Origin of the sequence: Pseudomonas sp. GM17, from assembly GCF_000282175.2 — a bacterium.
In the GTDB taxonomy this organism is placed as follows: domain Bacteria; phylum Pseudomonadota; class Gammaproteobacteria; order Pseudomonadales; family Pseudomonadaceae; genus Aquipseudomonas; species Aquipseudomonas chlororaphis.
Genome location: NZ_CP124732.1, coordinates 5,334,113 through 5,350,165, shown reverse-complemented (window position 1 = coordinate 5,350,165; position 16,053 = coordinate 5,334,113). Strand labels below are relative to the sequence as shown.

18 protein-coding genes and 1 pseudogene are annotated in these 16,053 nt (G+C 63.6%); 11 read left to right on the top strand and 8 right to left on the bottom strand.

Annotated features, from left to right (window positions below; genetic code table 11):
- Positions 1 to 16 precede the first annotated feature (16 nt).
- The 3 genes and pseudogenes from PMI20_RS31040 to PMI20_RS23685 all read right to left on the bottom strand — a co-directional run.
- A pseudogene (locus tag PMI20_RS31040) lies at positions 17 to 283 on the bottom strand (PAS domain-containing protein); the annotation flags it as partial.
- 235 nt (positions 284 to 518) lie between these two features.
- Positions 519 to 923, bottom strand: a complete 405-nt coding sequence (locus PMI20_RS23690) for a DUF1090 family protein (protein ID WP_007921881.1) — start codon at positions 921 to 923, stop codon at positions 519 to 521.
- A 128-nt stretch (positions 924 to 1,051) separates the two neighbouring features.
- Complete coding sequence (locus tag PMI20_RS23685) at positions 1,052 to 1,717, bottom strand: HAD family hydrolase (RefSeq protein WP_007921882.1); 666 nt, start codon at positions 1,715 to 1,717, stop codon at positions 1,052 to 1,054.
- A 434-nt stretch (positions 1,718 to 2,151) separates the two neighbouring features.
- Between PMI20_RS23685 and peaA the strand changes: the two genes are divergently transcribed.
- The 4 genes from peaA to peaD all read left to right on the top strand — a co-directional run bounded on the left by peaA (position 2,152) and on the right by peaD (position 6,719).
- Positions 2,152 to 3,732 carry a quinohemoprotein amine dehydrogenase subunit alpha gene (gene peaA, locus PMI20_RS23680; RefSeq protein ID WP_037033863.1) on the top strand — a complete coding sequence of 527 codons (1,581 nt, stop codon included), beginning with the start codon at positions 2,152 to 2,154 and terminating at the stop codon, positions 3,730 to 3,732.
- Positions 3,733 to 3,812: 80 nt separating this feature from the next.
- The gene (peaB, locus tag PMI20_RS23675) at positions 3,813 to 5,246 is read left to right on the top strand and encodes a quinohemoprotein amine dehydrogenase maturation protein (protein WP_007921887.1); all 1,434 of its coding nucleotides are present in this window, start codon (positions 3,813 to 3,815) and stop codon (positions 5,244 to 5,246) included.
- Between the two features lies 1 nt (position 5,247).
- The gene (gene qhpC / locus PMI20_RS23670; RefSeq protein WP_007921889.1) at positions 5,248 to 5,571 is read left to right on the top strand and encodes a quinohemoprotein amine dehydrogenase subunit gamma; all 324 of its coding nucleotides are present in this window, start codon (positions 5,248 to 5,250) and stop codon (positions 5,569 to 5,571) included.
- A gap of 23 nt (positions 5,572 to 5,594) precedes the next feature.
- Entirely contained in the window at positions 5,595 to 6,719 is a 1,125-nt protein-coding gene (peaD, locus tag PMI20_RS23665) for a quinohemoprotein amine dehydrogenase subunit beta (protein WP_007921891.1), read from the top strand.
- An 84-nt stretch (positions 6,720 to 6,803) separates the two neighbouring features.
- Here peaD and PMI20_RS23660 read toward each other — a convergent pair whose 3' ends face one another.
- Positions 6,804 to 7,205 carry a lysozyme inhibitor LprI family protein gene (locus tag PMI20_RS23660; RefSeq protein ID WP_007921893.1) on the bottom strand — a complete coding sequence of 134 codons (402 nt, stop codon included), beginning with the start codon at positions 7,203 to 7,205 and terminating at the stop codon, positions 6,804 to 6,806.
- 192 nt (positions 7,206 to 7,397) lie between these two features.
- Here PMI20_RS23660 and PMI20_RS23655 point away from each other — a divergent pair, with 192 nt between their 5' ends.
- The 3 genes from PMI20_RS23655 to PMI20_RS23645 are packed head-to-tail and all read left to right on the top strand — an operon-like array spanning position 7,398 to position 9,024.
- Positions 7,398 to 7,853: an SRPBCC family protein gene (locus PMI20_RS23655; RefSeq protein WP_007921895.1), complete on the top strand. Its 456-nt coding sequence runs from the start codon at positions 7,398 to 7,400 to the stop codon at positions 7,851 to 7,853.
- Positions 7,843 to 8,202, top strand: coding sequence for an ArsR/SmtB family transcription factor (locus PMI20_RS23650; RefSeq protein ID WP_052034460.1), 360 nt, complete (start codon positions 7,843 to 7,845; stop codon positions 8,200 to 8,202). The genes PMI20_RS23655 and PMI20_RS23650 overlap by 11 nt, the downstream gene beginning before the upstream one ends.
- Before the next feature lie 15 nt (positions 8,203 to 8,217).
- Positions 8,218 to 9,024, top strand: a complete 807-nt coding sequence (locus PMI20_RS23645; RefSeq protein WP_007921899.1) for an aminoglycoside phosphotransferase family protein — start codon at positions 8,218 to 8,220, stop codon at positions 9,022 to 9,024.
- Between the two features lie 221 nt (positions 9,025 to 9,245).
- Here PMI20_RS23645 and PMI20_RS23640 read toward each other — a convergent pair whose 3' ends face one another.
- On the bottom strand, positions 9,246 to 9,650 hold the full coding sequence (locus PMI20_RS23640) for a GFA family protein (RefSeq protein ID WP_007921926.1): 405 nt from the start codon (positions 9,648 to 9,650) through the stop codon (positions 9,246 to 9,248).
- 508 nt (positions 9,651 to 10,158) lie between these two features.
- Between PMI20_RS23640 and darA the strand changes: the two genes are divergently transcribed.
- The 3 genes from darA to darC all read left to right on the top strand — a co-directional run bounded on the left by darA (position 10,159) and on the right by darC (position 12,597).
- Complete coding sequence (gene darA / locus PMI20_RS23635; RefSeq protein WP_007921927.1) at positions 10,159 to 11,100, top strand: 2-hexyl, 5-propylresorcinol biosynthesis aromatase DarA; 942 nt, start codon at positions 10,159 to 10,161, stop codon at positions 11,098 to 11,100.
- A gap of 7 nt (positions 11,101 to 11,107) precedes the next feature.
- The gene (darB, locus tag PMI20_RS23630) at positions 11,108 to 12,259 is read left to right on the top strand and encodes a beta-ketoacyl synthase DarB (RefSeq protein WP_007921929.1); all 1,152 of its coding nucleotides are present in this window, start codon (positions 11,108 to 11,110) and stop codon (positions 12,257 to 12,259) included.
- A gap of 80 nt (positions 12,260 to 12,339) precedes the next feature.
- Positions 12,340 to 12,597: a 2-hexyl-5-propylresorcinol biosynthesis acyl carrier protein DarC gene (gene darC / locus PMI20_RS23625; RefSeq protein ID WP_146021800.1), complete on the top strand. Its 258-nt coding sequence runs from the start codon at positions 12,340 to 12,342 to the stop codon at positions 12,595 to 12,597.
- A gap of 89 nt (positions 12,598 to 12,686) precedes the next feature.
- Here the strand turns inward: darC and inhA are convergent, their stop codons facing one another.
- The gene (gene inhA / locus PMI20_RS23620; protein ID WP_007921933.1) at positions 12,687 to 13,373 is read right to left on the bottom strand and encodes an isonitrile hydratase; all 687 of its coding nucleotides are present in this window, start codon (positions 13,371 to 13,373) and stop codon (positions 12,687 to 12,689) included.
- A 114-nt stretch (positions 13,374 to 13,487) separates the two neighbouring features.
- Between inhA and PMI20_RS23615 the strand changes: the two genes are divergently transcribed.
- On the top strand, positions 13,488 to 14,480 hold the full coding sequence (locus tag PMI20_RS23615; RefSeq protein ID WP_007921935.1) for a GlxA family transcriptional regulator: 993 nt from the start codon (positions 13,488 to 13,490) through the stop codon (positions 14,478 to 14,480).
- Here PMI20_RS23615 and PMI20_RS23610 read toward each other — a convergent pair.
- Together PMI20_RS23610 and PMI20_RS23605 are read right to left on the bottom strand one after the other, a co-directional pair.
- Positions 14,466 to 15,368 carry an alpha/beta fold hydrolase gene (locus tag PMI20_RS23610; protein ID WP_007921937.1) on the bottom strand — a complete coding sequence of 301 codons (903 nt, stop codon included), beginning with the start codon at positions 15,366 to 15,368 and terminating at the stop codon, positions 14,466 to 14,468. The two genes, PMI20_RS23615 and PMI20_RS23610, sit on opposite strands and share 15 nt — an antisense overlap.
- 124 nt (positions 15,369 to 15,492) lie before the next feature.
- Positions 15,493 to 15,963: an isochorismatase family protein gene (locus tag PMI20_RS23605; RefSeq protein WP_007921939.1), complete on the bottom strand. Its 471-nt coding sequence runs from the start codon at positions 15,961 to 15,963 to the stop codon at positions 15,493 to 15,495.
- Between the last annotated feature and the right edge of the window lie 90 nt (positions 15,964 to 16,053).

Here is a 16,053-nt window from a genome sequence, read left to right as displayed (position 1 = left end):
CCCAGTAATGGTCGCCATTTCTCGAGCGGTTCTTGACGATGCCCATCCACGGCTGGCCCTGTTTCAGCGCCGCCCACATATGGGCAAATACCGCGGGGGGGACATCGGGGTGACGGACAATGTTCTGTGGAGCGCCGATCAGGTCGTCGCGGTCGAAACCGCTGATGTCGACGAAGGCATCGTTGCAGTAGCTGATGACGCCATGGGTATCGGTGGTGGAGATGAGTTTCTGGTTTGACCCTAAAGCCACTTCACGTTGTGTAACGGGCTGATTGTTTCTCATTTCCAGATTGCTCCCTGTGTCCTACAAAATCCATCGGCACGAGTCAGAACAATCTTAGCTAAATATTAGAAAATTCCTTGCATAACAATTGGTTGCATTCCCATTCACGAGGAATTCTGAATACTCCCGAACGGATTTCGCAGGTCGTTGAATCTGTTGGGAAAGTCTGGCGCTGAAGGAGGCCCGGGCTCGCCGAAGCGAGCCGGTGATGAAGCTTATCGGGCAAGAAACCGCTTCAGTTGCCGTGGGCGCCAAGGGCGTATTGCAGGACTTGCAGGGCGTGGGTCAGCCGGGCCTTGCGTTTGTCGATGATGCGCGGGTCGCCATAACGCTGCGCGGCGTCGAGTTCCATCTGGCGCAATATCACCTGGTATTCGGCCTGGCGCAGGGGCGGGTTGTGCTCGAAGTGCAGGCCGTCGCAATAGTCGCTGAGCGGTTCCAGCGCCCGTTGCAGGCCGGCCAGTTGGCGCTGCTCAGGGTCGGGCAGGAGTTTTTCCAGGCTGCTCTTGATGGCTTCGCCCCGGGTCAGGCAACTGCTGGTGGCTTCCGGCGGGGCCGGTTCGAGGTCTTCCTGGGCGTGGCCCGTGCTGGCTGCAAGGCCCAGCAGGGCCAGCAGGGAAAGGGAGGTGAGGGCGTTCATGAAGGTCCTTGATACGACAGGCGTGCGGGGCGCTATCTTCAAGAGCCAACGCGCGCCGGACCATCAGACACAACTGAAAAAGCCTTAGGTTATTTCTGAGTTTTCCTATCAGACCGTTGGGCGCAGCTTCAGCGCGAGCCGAGCATCCGCTCGATCACCGCCCACAATTGCGGGTCGTTGAAGTCCTCGACCACCAGATGCGCACCGGCGGCCAGCAGGGCCTCGGGGCTCTGGCTGGTGGCCAGGCCGACGGTGAAGACCCCGGCCCCGACCGCGGCGGTCAGGCCGGGGATCGAGTCCTCGAAGGCTATCCCGGCCTCGGCGCTGGCGCCCAGGCATTCCAGGCCGGTGAGATAGGGCAGCGGGTCGGGCTTGGCCCGCGGCAATTCCTCGGCCACCAGCACGCTGTCGAAGCGATCGCCCAGCCCCAGCACGTCGAGCATGTGCTCGGCATTGGCCCGTGGCGCATTGGTCACCACGCAGACGCCGATGCCGTGTTCCCGGGCGAAATCCAACAGGCGCAGCAGGCCCGGCATCGGCGTCAGCCGTGGCGACAGCTGGCGAAAGCGCACTTCCTTGCGGTCGGCGAAAGCCTCGTGCTCGGCCACCGAGCGCTGCGGGAACAGGTAGCGGCACATGTTGGCGTTGGCCTGGCCACTGACATGGGCCTCGAACTCTTGATGGGTGAACACCCGGCCCTCTTCCTCCAGCAACAACTGCTGCAACGCCAGCAGGTGCAATTGGTCGGTGTCGGTCAGGGTGCCGTCGAGATCGAAAAGCAGGGCATTGAGCATGGCGCGATTCCTGTCAGGGCCGGGGGCTGAAGCGGTTAAGCCAGGCATCGTAGCAGCTGCCGAGGAGGGCGCCACAGCCATTTCTCGGGGTGATTCAGAATGCTGTCCCGCCGCCAGCCATCTCTCCCTTCCTGTGCTTAGCTCTCAAGACTCCTCTGCTTTTGCGGGTGTAGGCGGGTCTCGTCTCAGAGTGGAACAGTTGTCGCGAAATTAAACGCGGTCGGCCGGCGGTTGCCTGGGAGATGTGTCCTTGAACTTCAGCAACTCATTGATAAAACACATCATTTGTAAGCTGGCACGCTCCGTGTATTGCTCAACCCAGCCGTTTCTCTTGCCTCCGTGCCCGGCGCCACCGGGCATGGCAGAAACCATAAAAACGACGCACAACAATAATAAAGCTCGCTAATAAAAAGCTCCGTGGAGGTCCGACCTTGATCAAGAGAACACTCCGAGCAGGCGCGTCCAGCGGCCTGCTGGCGCTGGCGGTCTGCGCCGCCTTGCACTCCCCTCCCAGCCTTGCGGCGCGTGATGCCCAGGCCATCCTCAAAGAAACCTGCCAGGGCTGCCATACCCCGGAAACGGCGGGCGGCCTGAGCCGCATCAGCCACCAGCGCAAGACCCCGGAAGGCTGGTTGATGAGCATCGCCCGCATGCAGGTCATGCATGGCCTGCAGATCAGCGACGACGATCGCCGCACCCTGGTCAAATACCTGGCCGACACCCAGGGCCTGGCGCCGAGCGAAACCGACGGCGTGCGTTACGCCCTGGAGCGGCGCCTGAACACGGTGGAGAAGTTCGACGAACCAACCAGCCAGATGTGCGGCCGCTGCCACTCCGGCGCGCGGGTCGCCCTGCAGCGGCGCCCGGCCCAGGAGTGGGAGCGCCTGGTGAACTTCCACCTTGGCCAATGGCCGTCTCTGGAATACCAGGCGCTGTCCCGCGACCGCGACTGGTTCGACCTGGCGCGCAAGGAGATGGTGCCGCTGCTGGCCAAGCGTTATCCGCTGGACAACCCGGCCTGGGCCCAATGGCTGGCTAGCGCGCCCAAGGCCGAGACCCTGGTGGGCGACTGGAGCTTCAGCGGACACCTGCCGGGCAAGGGCGAACTGGCCGGGGTGATGAGCGTCGCTGCCGATGGCAACGACAGCTTCAAGGTCGGCATCAAGGGCCAGTACGCCGACGGCAGCCCGTTCAACGGCGAGGGCAGCGCGATTCTCTACAGCGGCTACGAATGGCGCGGCAATGTCAGCATCGACGGCGTGAGCATGCGCCAGGTATTCGCCGCCAAAGGCAATGCATTGCAGGGCCGGATGTTCGAGGCCGAGCACGACGAGCGCGGCCTGGACTTCGTCGCCGCCAGACAGGGCAGCAGCCGTTTGCTGGCGGTGCAGCCGGGTTACCTGAAGGCCGGTGCTGAAGCTGAAGTCACCCTGATCGGCAGCGGCCTCACCGGCAAGCCGGGCTTTGGCAAAGGCGTGGAAGTGCTCGAGGTCATCGAGCAGAGCGCGGAGCGGATCAAGGTCAGGCTCAAGGCGGCCGTCAATGCCCAACCGGGCCTGCGCAACGTCACCGTCGGCACGCTGAAAGGCCCGACGCTGTCGGTCTACAGCAGCATCTCCGAAGTCAAGGTGGTGCCGGAGTTCTCGGTGGCGCGGATTGGCGAGGGTGGCGGTTCGACGCCGAAAGTCCAGGGCCGTTTCGATGCCGAAGCCTGGGGCAAGGGCGCCGATGGCAAGCCGTATCGCATCGGCGTGTTCCCGGCGCAGTGGAAGGTCGAGGCCTTCGACGAGCGCGCCAGGGAAGACGAGGACGTCAAGTTCGCAGGCCAGATGCAGGCCGACAGCGGCGTGTTCATTCCAGGCGATGCCGGGCCGAACCCGCAGCGCAAGATGTCCACCAACAACGCCGGCAACCTCAAGGTGATCGCCGCCGTCGACGACGCTGGGAAATCCCTGACCGGCGAAGGCCACCTGATCGTCACCGTGCAACGCTGGAACAATCCACCCATCCCCTAAGGCGCGGTCCGTGATTGACGACACCCTTTCGGAATGACCGCGGGCCCCCGCCAAAAGGGGGCCGGCACAGGAGGTTTGCAATGGGCGCTATCTTGAATCTGGTCGAACGCAACCTGCACGAAGTGCAGGTCGATGCCGACCGCATGCTGTTCCATATCCCCAGCAGTTCGCTGTTCGCCAGCGATGCCTTGACCGGCAGCATCATCGATGCCCTGCGCGGGCCGGGCTGCTCTTCCACTGACCTGATCCAGCGGCTGGCCAGCCAGTACGACGGCGAGGAAATCAACGAGACCCTGCGCGAGCTGATCGCCCTGGAGCTGGTCAGCGACGGCTCGCCGCTGACTGAGGAATGGACCGTCAAGCGGGTCGAGCGCACGGCAATCAACACCGTGGTGCTCAACGTCAACACCGGCTGCAACCTGAGTTGCACCTACTGCTACAAGGAGGACCTGGACAAGCCCTCGGCGGGCAAGAAGATGGACGTCGAGACGGCCATCGCCTCGGTGGAAATGCTGCTCAGGGAATCCCCCGACGAGGAACGTTTCACCGTGGTGTTCTTTGGTGGCGAGCCGCTGAGCAACCGCAAGCTGATCGAGTACATGGTCGACTACTGCGAGAAGCGTTTTCGCGAGGCGGGCAAGTTCGTCGAGTTCGTCATGACCACCAATGCCACGCTGCTCACCGAGGAAACGGTGGACTACCTGAATGCCCACCGCTTTGGCTTGTCGGTGAGCATCGACGGGCCGAAGACCGTGCACGACCGCAACCGCATCACCGTGGGCGGGCAGGGCACCTATGACGTGGTGCGGCGCAAGGCGCAGATGCTGCTGGCGCGCTACGACAGCCGCCCGGTCGGCGCACGGGTGACCCTGACCACCGGGGTCACCGATGTGGAAACCATCTGGGATCACCTGTTCAACGAACTGGGTTTCGCCGAGGTCGGGTTTGCCCCGGTGACCTCGGGCGACATCAGCAGCTTCAACCTCACAGGCGAAGAACTGATCGAAGTCTTCGCCAGCATGAAGCGCCTGGGCCGGCGTTACCTGGAGGCGGCCCTGGAGCATCGCAATATCGGTTTCTCCAACCTGCACCAGCTGATCACCGATATCCACGAAGGCCACAAGAAGGCGCTGCCCTGTGGCGCCGGCCTGAAGATGCTGGCGGTGGACCACAAGGGCGAGCTGAACCTGTGCCACCGCTTTACCGGCTCATCGCTGCCGACCTTTGGCAATGTGCGCGAGGGCGGGGTGAAGCAGATGGAGCTCAACGACTTCCTGTCCCAGCGCCTGGACCGCAGCAACACCGGCTGCGACAGCTGCCGCATCCGCAACCTGTGTTCCGGCGGCTGCTACCACGAGAGTTACGCCCGCTACGGCGACCCGGCGCACCCGACCTATCACTATTGCGAACTGATGCGTGACTGGGTGGATTTCGGCATCGAGGTCTACAGCCGGATCATGGCCCGCAACCCTGCGTTCATCAGCAGTTACATCACTCCGCGCAAGGCCCACTGACATGAAACATCTCAAGCCGATCAATAACAAAGCCCAGAAGCTGGAGCAGGCCGCCGACGAGAACCGTATCGAAGAGGTGGTCGCCATGAGTTCGGTGGCCGGTTGTGCCTCGACCACCGACCCGGGCTGGGAAATCGATGCCTTCGGTGGCGTGTCGTCCTTGTGCCAGCCGATGGAGGCCGACCTCTACGGTTGCTCCGACCCTTGCTGGTGGCCGGCCCAGGTGCCGGACATGATGAGCACCTACCCCGACTGGAACAAGGACGCCCAGGCCTCCAACGAGAACTGGCGCAACCTCGGCACCGTGTTCCCTAAAGACAAGTAATCGGTCAGTAGAAGGATTCCAGCATGCGCTTGATCAATGCCTGCGGCCTGGCCGCTTCCGCCGTCCTGGGGGCCTGTTCCCTCAGCGTCCTGGCCGATGACAACAGTGACAAGGCCCTCAACGCCGGCCATGAATACATGGTCACCACCAACTATCCGAATAACCTGCACGTGATCGACCTGGCCAGCGACACGCTGTACAAGACCTGCAAGATGCCCGACGCCTTCGGCCCCGGCACCGTGCAACTGGCGCCGGACCGCAAGGTCGCCTACGTGCTGAACAACCACTACGCCGATGTCTACGGGGTCGAGCTGGACAGCTGCAAGCAGGTGTTCCACGCCAGCATCACCCAGCAGCCGGGGGAAAAGGCGCGCTCGATGTTCGCCTTCACCGTCAGCCACGACGGCAAGGAGCTGTACACCGTGGCCAACCCGACGCTGATGCTCAACGACCGTTATGAGGTCAAGCAGCCGCGGCTGGATGTGTATGCCACCGACGCCGGGCTCAAGGCCAAGCCGGTGCGCAGTTTCCCGGCGCCGCGGCAGCTGACCATCATGCAGAGCGGTGACGACGGCTCGCTCTATGTGGCCGGGGCGGATGTGTACAAGGTCGACGTCAAGACCGGCAAGTTCGATGTACTGATCCCCAGCCGCCACTGGAAACGCCCGAACTACAGCGCGCCGGACGTGCTCTACGTGTGGAACCAGCAGACCTGGCGCCATGATTTCTCGCTGCTCTACACCGCCGCCAAGTTCAAGGACCAGAAACAGGACCCGGCCAGCGCCGAGTACCTGTACGGCCTGTTCAGCATCGACTTGAAAACCGGCAAGAGCGAAACCACCGACTTCGGCCCGCTGACGGAAATCTATTTCAGCGGCATGCGCTCGCCGAAGGACCCGAACCTGATGTTCGGCGTGCTCAACCGCCTGGCCAAGTACGACATCCGGCAGAAAAAACTGCTCCAGGCCGCCACCCTGGACCATTCCTACTACTGCATTTCGTTCAACAAGGCGGGCAGCAAGATCTACCTGGCCGGGACCTTCAACGACGTGGCGATCTTCGATGCCGACAGCCTGAAGCAGATCGGCAGCATCAAGCTGCCGGGCGGGGACATGGCGATCACCACGGCCCAGGTGTTCGAGCGCTAGCCATCGCGAGCAAGCTCGCTCCTACAGGAACGGCGACGCCCTGTAGCGAGCTTGCTCGCGAAAAATCTAAAGATCGCCGCCGATTCAATTCCCCGGCACCGGGCAGCCGAGGTCGCCTTCCTGGCACTTGAGATAGGTCTTGAACGCCTCGACCCGGGCCTTGGTCAGGTCGGTGGTGCAGTTGCTGTAGATCAACGGGTAGACGCTGCCACCGGCCACCCCGGAGGCGGCGAACCCGCATTCCGCATCCCGAAAAGCCACCCAGGCGCGCTGGGCGCCGACCAGCAGCTTTTTGCCGTCCGGGTTGTCCTTCAGGCGCTGGGTGATGCGCTGGTAGAGCGTATTCAGTTCCTTGTCCGCCGCCTGGTGCTGCTCGGCGGCGCACTGGTTCATGGCGGCCTGGGTGCTGGCGTTGGCACAATCGGTGGCCTGGGCCAGCGGGGTCAGCAGCAGCGGCGCCAGGGCCAGGAAAATACGTGGGTTCATGCTGATTCTCGCGATGGACGATCAAGGGGGCATCAAGGACGTTTTGCGGGCCGCCCGGTTCTGGTTGGCGACAGCTCTTTGGCCTGCATCCTAGCCCTGACGACGACCGCGTGTCCGTCTTTGCGAAAAAATGCAACTTAAAGGTTGCTCTTCTGCCAGGGCGAGCTAGGGTGTGATCACTGGAGGTGACCCATGAACTCATCAGATCGCATCGAAAGAAAGATCCTGCTCAAGGCAACCCGTTCTCGTGTCTGGGCCGCGCTGGCGGATGCCGAGGCGTTCGGCAGCTGGTTCGGCGTGGCGCTCGCGGGCCAGCGTTTTGTCGTCGGGCAACGCACCCGGGGGCAGATTACCTATCCCGGGTATGAACACCTGGTCTGGGATGTGCTGGTGGAGCAGTTGGAGCCCGAACACCTGTTCGCCTTCAGCTGGCACCCGTACGCGGTGGAGCCTGGAGTCGACTATTGCGCCGAGCCCAGCACCCTGGTGCAATTCGAGCTCGAAGACCTGGACGGCGGCACCTTGCTGCGGGTGGTCGAGTCGGGGTTCGATGGCATTCCACCCGAGCGGCGGCTCAAGGCGTTTCGCATGAACAGCCGCGGCTGGGACGAGCAGATGAACAATATCGAGACCTACCTTGGCCCCTGATACCCCTTCCACATCCCTGCTGCCAGTGGCGGCATCGCTGGACGGCTCGGCCATGATCTTCGCGGCACTGGGCGACGAGACCCGCCTGCGGCTCGTCGCCATTCTGTGTGGCGGCGGCGCCCTGTCGATCAGCCAGTTGACCCTCGGCACCGACATCAGCCGCCAGGCGGTGACCAAGCATCTGCGGGTGCTGGCGCAGGCCGGGCTGGTGCGCGACGCCAAGCTGGGGCGCGAGCGCCTGTGGGCATTCGAACCGGGCCGGCTGGCCGAGGCCCGGCGCTCGCTGGAGGTGATCAGCCAGCAATGGGATCATGCCCTGGGTCAATTGCAGGCCTTTGTCGAGTCATAACGGAAAGAGTCACGGATGTTCGAGTTTTACCTGAAACGCTGGAACCTGCAGGTCGATGGCGCGCCCATCGTCACCCCTGGCAGCCACGTGTTGCCGGTGCGCCTGGACGATGCGCCGGCGATGCTGAAGATCGCCCTCGACGACGAGGAAAAATACGGTAACCGCCTGATGGTCTGGTGGGCCGGGGAGGGCGCCGCCCGGGTCTACGCGCACCATGGCGATGGCTTGTTGATGGAGCGGGCCATGGGCCGGCGTTCGCTGATGCAGATGGCCCTGGCCGGCGAAGACGACGAGGTCAGCCGGATCGTCTGCGCCAGCCTGGCACGCCTGCATGCGCCACGCGCGACGCCCTTGCCGCCGCTGTTGAGCCTGCAGGAATGGTTCAAGGCCCTGCGCCCGGCCGCCCGGCGCGAGGGTGGGGTTTTCCTGCGCTGCCTGGCCACGGCCGATGAACTGCTGGCTACCCCTCGGGAACAGGTGGTGCTGCACGGCGATATCCATCACGACAATGTGCTGGACTTCGAGGAACGCGGCTGGCTGGTGATCGATCCCAAGCGGGTCATGGGCGAGCGCGGTTTTGATTTCGCCAACCTGATCTGCAACCCGGACCTGGCGACCAGCAGCGATCCGCGGCGCTTCACCCGCCAGGTCGAGGTCATCGCCCAGGCCGCCGGGCTGGAGCGCAAGCGCCTGCGGCAATGGGTGCTGGCCTATACCGGGCTGTCCGCCGCCTGGTTCCTGGAGGACGGCGACATACCCAGCGCGGAACACCAACTGCAAGTGGCGGAGTTGGCCATCCATGCTCTGGAAGACGCGGCCTAGGGGTTTTGGCAGGTCGATCTATGGCGAAAGGCTTACATGCGCTGGCTGCTATCTCGCCTGTTGCCGATTGGGCGACAGGCTTAATCTTCACCCACCAACTGCAGCGCAGGACGCGCTCAGGGTCATGGATGACCGACCATGTGCAAGGATGCAGCGACAGGATGTCGTAATGGTCTTGAAAAACCCCGCTTCGGCGGGTTTTTTTTTCGCCTGTGGAAAAGCTAGAGGTGGCGGGTTTCCTCCGGCACGTTGCCCCAGTTGTCATGGCGCCCATCGGCGTAATGCACCGGGGCCGCAAGCAGCTCCTGCAGGTCGATGTCATCCAGGGTCATCACTTGCACCGCGACATAGTCGCCGCCGATCTCCTGCACATGACCGCGCCCGAAGGGGCGTACGCCGCAATGCTTGCAGAACAGATGATGGGTATTGCCGGTGTTGAACCGATAGTCGCTCAGCGCCTGTTCGCCACTGAGCAGGCGAAAGGCCTTGGGGGCGATGATCGCGTTCCAGTTGCGGGTCTTGCTGCAGATCGAGCAATTGCACTTGTGGGTGCCCTGGCTCAAGTCGATCTCGGCTTCATAGCGCACTGCACCGCAATGACAACTGCCGGTGTAAGTCTTGTGCATGGCAAGGCTCCTGAGGGAAGGCTGGGCCAGAGTGTAGAAGCTGCCCGGACATTAGCGGGAAAACTTTTTGATTAAGGCCAGTAGCCAGTATTGAATGTGCCCTGCTTAGATTAAAAAAGTTCCGATAAGAGCATGTAAGTTCGTCCGTTGGGTAGCGCGAAGGGCCTACCAGAGTTGGTAGGTTTACAAGCGTCCGATTGCAGATAGAGTTTCAACCAGAAGACGGGTTCTGTCCCACTACAGGTTCTTTCTGTCAAAAACAGGCAGAAAGTATTTGTCATGCGGGGTGGGCGATTTCCGGGTTCAGTTCGTCACCAGGCCGCTGCTCCGGGTGCTGCTGTTTTTGTCGTGCAGCATGTTTTGTTTTTTAAGTTCGACCAGCCACGAATACAGTGCGCGTCTTTCTCGTCGTGCCCAACTTATAAAAACTGCCTTTTATGCTGAAGTTCACATTCAAGTGAATCTCTGGCGTGTCTGTGTGGTTGAAAAGCCAAAGGTCCCCGCACTTATGAAACATGTTCTTGTGGTTCGTTATTCGCAAAGCGGTCAGTTGAACGACGTAGTCGAAAGCCTGATCTCGCCCCTGCGTTCGACGCGGGAGGTCAAGGTGCATGAGATGGTGCTCAAGCCCCGGGTCGCCTATCCGTTTCCCTGGCCGGTGGGCCGGTTTTTCGACGTGTTTCCCGAGACCGTACAGCTCAGCCCGCCAGCCATCGAACCGCTGCATACCGATCATCCCGGGCCCTTCGACCTGGTGATCCTGGCGTATCAGGTCTGGTACCTGTCGCCGTCGCCGCTGATCACCGCGTTTCTCCAGAGCGCGCAAGGCAAGCGCCTGCTGGCCGGGCGCCCGGTGGTCACGGTGATCGCCTGCCGCAACATGTGGCTGATGGCCCAGGAGGCGGTCAAGCGCCTGCTGCACGAGGCCGGCGCGCGGTTGCTCGACAACGTGGTGCTGACCGACCGGGCCAACACCTTCGCCACCCTGATTACCACGCCGCGCTGGATGTTCACCGGCAGCCGCGAGTCATTCCTCGGCCTGCCCAAGGCCGGGATCAGCGCCGAGGATATCCAGGGCGCCGCACGTTTCGGGCGGGCATTGAATGCCGCCCTGCAGGCCAATAAAGAGCAAGCCGACGGGCCGATGCTGGCAGGGCTGGGGGCGGCGACCGTCAACCCCGGGCTGATACTCAGCGAGCGGGCGGCCTATAGAGGCTTCAAGTTCTGGTCGGGAATAATTTGCCGTTTCGGCAAGTATGGGCAATGGCTACGGCGACTCTTGCTGTGCCTGTTCATCGTTTATCTATTACTGGTCATCTTGACTGTCCTGCCTGTTTCACTGGTGTTACGCCGTTTGCTTCATCCCTTTATCCGGACGCGGCTCGATCAGTTACAGCGTTATTACGAACAGCCGTCCGGTTCGCAACTAAATCTTGAATCCGAAGGGTGAAATCATCATGAGTGAATTGTTTGTCTATATCACGAAAACATCCACTTATATGCCGGGAGAGGCAGTGGATAACGATACGATGGAGAGCATTCTCGGGTATGTAGGCGGGCGACCTTCACGGTCTCGGCAAGTAGTGCTGCGTAATAACGGAATCAAGCAGCGCTATTATGTGCTGGACCCGCAGACCGGTATTCCCCGTTTCACTAACGCGCAAATAACCGCCGAGGCGATCAAGGGCCTGGTGGGCGACGGCTTTACCCTGGACGCCATGGAATGCCTGTCCACCGGCACCACCATGCCGGACCAGTTGATGCCCAACCATGGCGTGATGGTGCATGGCGAACTGGGCAACAAGCCTTGTGAGGTGGTGTCCACCGCCGGCATCTGCCTGGCGGGCCTCACCGCGCTGAAATATGCCTACCTGTCGGTGCTTGCGGGGGCCAGCCGCAATGCCGTGGCTACCGCCTCGGAGGTGCCTTCGCCGGTGCTGCATGCGCGCAATTTCGATGCAGAAAACGAGGCGCTGGTGGCGCAGATGGCAGCCCGCCCGGAAATCGCCTTCGATAAGGATTTTCTGCGCTGGATGCTGTCCGACGGGGCCGGGGCCTTCCTGCTCGAGAACCAGCCACGGGCCGGCGGCCTGTCGCTGCGTATCGACTGGATCGACATCTTCTCCTACGCCAACGAATTGCCGACCTGCATGTACGCCGGCGCGGAAAAGGCCGAGGACGACAGCCTGATCGGCTGGAAGCTGCTGACCCCGGAGGAGTGGGCCTCGCGCTCGATCTTCGCGATCAAGCAGGACGTGCGGCTGCTGAACGAGAACGTGGTGAAGTACACCCTCGGCAAGCCGCTCAAGGAGGTGATGATCAAGCGCAACCTGTCGCCCGAGGCCATCGACTGGTTCCTGCCGCACATGTCATCGGAATACTTTCGCAAGCCGATTGCCGAGTGCCTGGAAAACACCGAACTGGCGATTCCCCAGGAGCGCTGGTTCACCAACCTGTCCGAGCGCGGCAACACCGGCTCGGCGTCGATCTACATCATGATCCACGAGTTGCTGGAGTCCGGGCGCTTGCACAAGGGGCAGCGCGTGCTGTGTTTCGTCCCGGAAAGCGGGCGCTTCTCCGGCGGCTTCATGCACCTGACGGTGGTCTGAGGCGCCTCGCCAAGGCGCAAGAACCCGGTGGCCGGCGCGGGTCGGCCACTGTTTCGTGGTACGCATCCAACTGCAAGGGAATGAATATGGAAACCCTCGAACAACGCGTGAAAAGAGTGGTGGCGAGCGAACTGGCCGTCGACCTGGCGCAGATCGGCAACCAGGACTCGTTCGTCGAGAACCTGGGAGCAGACTCGCTGGCCCGGGTGGAACTGGTGTCGGCCCTGGAGGCCGAGTTCGACCTCACGATCCCGGACGACGCAGCCGATGGCCTGCAGACCGTGCAGCAGGCGATCGACTACCTCCGACAGGCCAGTGAGCAAGCAGTCCCGGCCTGACGCCGGTTCATCGAAGATGCGGCCAGGGCTCAGCTGGCCGATAAGGTTGCCCTGGTCCGCATCTTTCTTCAGCTTCTGTAAGCGCCGTCTCAGGCCTGCTGCCACTGCGCCACGACCCTGTCGACGATCTCGCCGCGCTGCTGGATGGAGTTCGCCGCGAGCCGCTGGGCTTGCTCCACCACCGCTTTGGGCGCTGTCTCTGGGCTACCGGCCGCGAACGGCGGAGCCGGGGCGTATTCCAGTTGCAGCTGGACCCGCTGCGCCGTTGCATCGCCGAACAGTTCGCCGGCCAGGGTCAGGGCGAAATCGATCCCGGCGGTAATCCCGCCACCGCTCAACAGGTTGCCATCGCGCACCACGCGTTCCTGTACCGCGATCGCCCCCAGCGCCTCCAGCAAATGGTGGTAGGCCCAATGGGTGGTGGCGCGCCTGCCCCGCAGCAGCCCGGCGGCGCCAAGCACCAGGGAGCCGGTGCAGACCGAGGTGACATAACGCGCCTGCTCCGCCTGCTGGCGGATGAAGTCGAGGGTCTGCGGGTCTTCCATCAACGGCCCGACACCGGCGCCACCGGGGATGCAGATCACGTCCAGCGGCGGGCAATCGGCGAAGCTGGTGGTCGCCTGCAGCACCAGGCCGGTGCTGGCGGTGACCGGCCCGCGCGCCTTCCAGACCAGATGCACCTGCACGTCCGGCAGCGACGCGAGCACATCGTAGGGGCCGGTCAGGTCGAGTTGCTGGACGTTGGGGAACAACAGGAAACCGATCTGCAGCGTCATGGGGTATCTCCCTGGAGAAGTTCGAAGGTGTCCGCTCTTATGTGGCTGGACGGTTCGACTCTAGCGCCCTAGGCTTTGGCGAATACGCCAACCTACCCACGATTTACGCCAATCATGTCCCAGACCGCCAGAACCGTTCATGTACTGACTTTCGCCAACGCCCAGGTACTCGACGTCACGGGCCCGCTGCAGGTGTTTGCTTCGGCCAACGACCTGGCGCGGCACAAAGGCCTGCCGCTGCCCTACGCGGTGAATGTGATCGCCGCGGGCGACGGGCCGGTGACCACCTCGGCCGGGCTGGCGCTGCTGGCCGAGCCCTTGCCGGCGCCGGGCACGCCTTGCGACACCCTGGTCATCGCCGGCGGCTGGGGCGTGTACGCCGCGGCGGAAGATCCGGCGCTGGTGGCCTGGGTCCGCCAGCAGGCGGCGCTGGCGCGACGGGTGGCGTCGGTGTGCACCGGGGCGTTCCTGCTGGCCGCCAGCGGCTGGCTCGACGGGCGCCGGGTGGTCACTCACTGGACCCGCTGCGAGCAACTGGCGCGGCAATATCCGCAACTGCGGGTGGAAGCCAACCCGATCTTCATCAACGAGGGGCCGGTGTGGACCTCGGCCGGCGTCACCGCCGGTATCGACCTGGCCCTGGCGCTGGTGGAGGCGGACCTGGGGCATGCCATGGCGCTGGACGTGGCCCGGCAACTGGTGGTGTTCCTCAAGCGCCCGGGCGGCCAGTCGCAGTTCAGCGCGACACTGGCCCTGCAAAAACAGGGCAGCCGCTTCGACGACCTGCACGCCTGGATCGCCGAAAACCTCGGTCGCGACCTGAACATCCCGGCCCTGGCCGAGCGGGCCGGCATGAGCGAACGCAGCTTTGTCCGCCACTACCGCGCCGACACCGGCCAGACCCCGGCCCGGGCCATCGAGCAGATCCGCGTGGAAAGCGCCCGGCGCCTGCTCGGCGACAGCGGCGTGGCGATCAAGCGTATCGCCGTGCAGTGCGGCTTCGGCAGCGAAGAAACCCTGCGCCGCAGCTTTCTGCGGGTCGTCGGCGTGACGCCGCAGGCCTATCGGGAGCGCTTTTCGCCGGAGGGGGAGTCAGGCTTCCAGTAGTTCCAGCAATGCCTGCAAGGTGGCGTGCGGCGCTTCCTGCGGCACGTTGTGGCCGACCCCGGGCAAGACCCGGCGCTGGTAAGGGCCGGTGAACAGGCCGATGTCTTCGTCCTCTTCGCTCGCCGGGCCGACCCCGTCATCGCCGCCGCACAACGAGAGGGTCGGCACGCGGATCGGCGGCTGCTGCGCCAGGGCCAGCTCGATGTGTTCCAGGCTCGGGTCGCCCGGCGCGTACATGAAGCGATGCCGGTAGGAGTGGATCACCACCTCGACGAAGTCCGGGTTGTCGAACGACGGCGCGCTCCGGCCATAGAGTTCCTGGCCGCGATCCCAGGTCGGCGACCACAGTTGCCACAACAGTGCGCACAGTTCGCGACGGTTGGCGGTCAGGCCGTCGACCCCGCGTTGGGTGTGGAAATAGTACTGATACCAGAGCCGGTGCTCGGTCTCGGGCGGTCGCGGCTGGGTCGAGCGGGCAATGTCCTGGATGTTGTAGCCGTCGGCGCTCACCAGGCAGCGCACCCGCTCCGGCCACAGGGCCGCGACGATGCAGGCGGCGCGACCGCCCCAGTCGAAACCGGCGAGGGCGGCCCGGGGGATCTCCAGGGCGTCCATCAGGTCCAGCAGGTCCTGGGCCAGCGCCGCCTGTTGCCCGGAGCGCAGGATGTCCGGGCCGGCGAAACGGGTCGGGCCGTAGCCGCGCAGGTACGGCACTATCACCCGATAGCCGCGCACCGCCAGCTCGGGGGCGATCTCGTCGTAACTGCGAGGGTCGTAGGGAAAACCATGCAACAGAATCACCGGCTCGCCGTCGGCGGGGCCGTGGTGTTCGTAGGCGATGCGCAGGGACGGGGTCTGGATGTACTGGACAGAGAGCGAGCTGTTCATGACGGATCCGGCGACAGGGAAAACAGCAACCTTAGCTCAAACTGCATGCCTGGCCAGTGTCGCGCCAGGACCTCGTTCGTGGGCTTTGCCCTGGCTGACGAATGCTTCAGACATCAGTCAGCGGCTACAGGAAGGCGAGCTCGGCGCTGGTCGTGAGGTGCTTGAAATGGTGCTGCCACAACCGCACGCCCAACTGCCCGCTGCGGTCCAGTGACGAGCCTACGGTCAGGTCGGTGATCAGCGTCGGTTGCAGGCCGGCGTCGAACAGGGCGAAGCCGGCGGCGAGCACGCAGGTGTCGGTCTGGATGCCGCAGACCAGCACGCGGTCCGGGGCCAGGCTGCGCAGGTAGGCAATGGTGTCCGGCGTGGGGGCGTAGCCGTGCTTGATGAAGACGCGGTCGGCGGCGACCAGGCTGTGGTCATCGGCGGCGGGGCACCAGCCGAGCTGGCGGACGAAGGGCGTGCGACTTTCGTCATGGCGCTCGACGGTGGCCACCGAGGGCAACTGGCCGAGCAGGGCGTTGATGCCGTTCACCAGCCAGTCCGGCGGGTTGAACGAGGGTTGCACGTCGATGATCAGCAGCACCTGGCGCATGGGAATCCTTGAGGGAACTGGGCGGCCTATTCTGCCCGCAAACCGCCGTTGCCGCGAACGGCTTGTTTTCTGTAGGCGCGAGGCGATGGG